The 1,574-nt window shown below is 59.0% G+C and carries 2 protein-coding genes; both read left to right on the top strand.

All coding sequences use genetic code 11. The annotated features are described in order from the left end of the window. The first annotated feature begins 163 nt into the window (after positions 1 to 163). The gene (locus NW809_RS12480; protein WP_011431263.1) at positions 164 to 451 is read left to right on the top strand and encodes a DUF6464 family protein; all 288 of its coding nucleotides are present in this window, start codon (positions 164 to 166) and stop codon (positions 449 to 451) included. 281 nt (positions 452 to 732) lie between these two features. Next, on the top strand, positions 733 to 1,221 hold the full coding sequence (locus NW809_RS12475) for a M67 family metallopeptidase (protein ID WP_011431264.1): 489 nt from the start codon (positions 733 to 735) through the stop codon (positions 1,219 to 1,221). The last annotated feature ends 353 nt before the right edge of the window (positions 1,222 to 1,574 follow it).

The raw sequence follows: 1,574 nt of genomic DNA, 5'->3' as shown, positions 1-1,574 counted from the left end.
GCCCTCCGGTTGGCAAAGCGGTTCTTCATCCCAAGTAAGATAGGGAGCGTTTGCAATTCTTCTGCAATTTTTCCCTCTCCTACCAGAGTGTGCCATCCTGAGGATCTAGGCTGATCCAACGCGACCCCCAGCCTGTTGGCCTTACTCTCTGGGTGACTGCTTCATGTTGGATAACCTCACTGCCTACGTCTCGGAACATGCGGCCAAGCGTCGCTGGCGGGAACGCGCCTACAGCCGCTTTTTGCAGGATTGGCGGCGACAAGTGGTGCTGCTGCGCCGCCAACGGGCCGGTGAATTCGGCCAGCCGCTGGGGGATCCCTCCTGTATTTTCAGCGCCCAGTCGACCTGGTTGCGCTGTGCCGTCAACCCGCGAGGGCCCTGCCAGGGCTGCCCCCACTATTCCCCGCTTGCCTCTCCGCTGCCGGATCCTCACCCTGATGTGCTCGGTTAGTTCGCCGGATCCAAATCTGTTCAGACTCCCACTCATGCCAAAGGAAAACCGGCGGCGAAAGAAGGGATCCCATCCCCAGTCAACCTTCGACACTCCCCCTGCCGACCGGCTGGTTAAACGCCAAGGCAACGGCATAGCTGTTTCCCCGGAGCGCTGGGGACTCTGCGCAGTTCCCCAGCTCATCAGCCCAGAGCTCTGCCCGCACCAAAGTACGGGGCTACCAAGCTATCCCTCTGTGTCAAAATGAAAGAACGGTAACTCCATCGGCAAAGGTGAGATTCATGGCCCTTCACCTCTCGGCAGAGCACCTCCGCGCCATCCGCCAGCATGGCGAGCAAGCCTTTCCCTACGAGGGCTGCGGCATTTTGATCGGCGAGCTCAAGGGAGCGGACAAAATTGTCCATGAACTCTGGGCGGTGGCCAACACCTGGGATCAAGCCGAAAACCCCTTGGCAGACGGCGAATCCAGCCGCCGCCGCTTCTTGATCGACCCGGCGGATTTCAAGCGGGCCAACGACCATGCCGTGCGCAAAGGCCTGGGGATCCTGGGCACCTACCATTCCCACCCCAACCACGCGGCTGTTCCCTCCGAGTTCGATCGCCAGCACGCTTTTCCCTGGGGCTTTTCCTGTGTGATCGTCAGCGTGCGCGAGGGCAAAGCAGAGGAGGTGGCCAGTTGGGTTTTGGATGAGCAGGAGCAGCCCCAACGGGAGCCGATGCAGATTTGGGAAGACAAATCTCTGCCCTCGCTTGTGGCTCGGGCTGGCTAGAGAAGCTGACTGCTGTTTTCCCGCCAACCTTCCTTCCAAAAATGAGGCTTATGGCTGAGAAGCTTTGGGATCCCTGGTGGGCAATGACTGGGGTGAGGGTTGTCGGAAAAAGCGGTACTCTGAACTTGATGAGGTGACACTTGGAATAGTTCAGCTCAGAACCTCAAGGTGTAGATCAACCAGATCGCTAGAACCCTTCCCCGAACTCCCATGGCAACCAAAGTCTTGATTCCCTCCCCCTTGCGTCCCTACACCGACAACCTGGAAGCTGTCGAGATCGAGGGCAGCAATGTCGGCGAAGTGATGAGCAACCTGATCGCCCGCTATGGCGAGCTAAAGCGCCACCTCTACAC

It is taken from the genome of Synechococcus sp. WC101, assembly GCF_047461555.1.
Lineage (GTDB): Bacteria > Cyanobacteriota > Cyanobacteriia > Thermostichales > Thermostichaceae > Thermostichus.
Note: the sequence above shows the minus strand (reverse complement) of the source record. Positions and strands in the feature narration are given on the sequence as shown.

Bases quoted from the DNA above. Each gene is read 5' to 3' on its own strand.
- NW809_RS12480 (WP_011431263.1), top strand. From the start codon at position 164: ATGTTGGATAACCTCACTGCCTACGTCTCGGAACATGCGGCCAAGCGT.
- NW809_RS12475 (WP_011431264.1), top strand. From the start codon at position 733: ATGGCCCTTCACCTCTCGGCAGAGCACCTCCGCGCCATCCGCCAGCAT.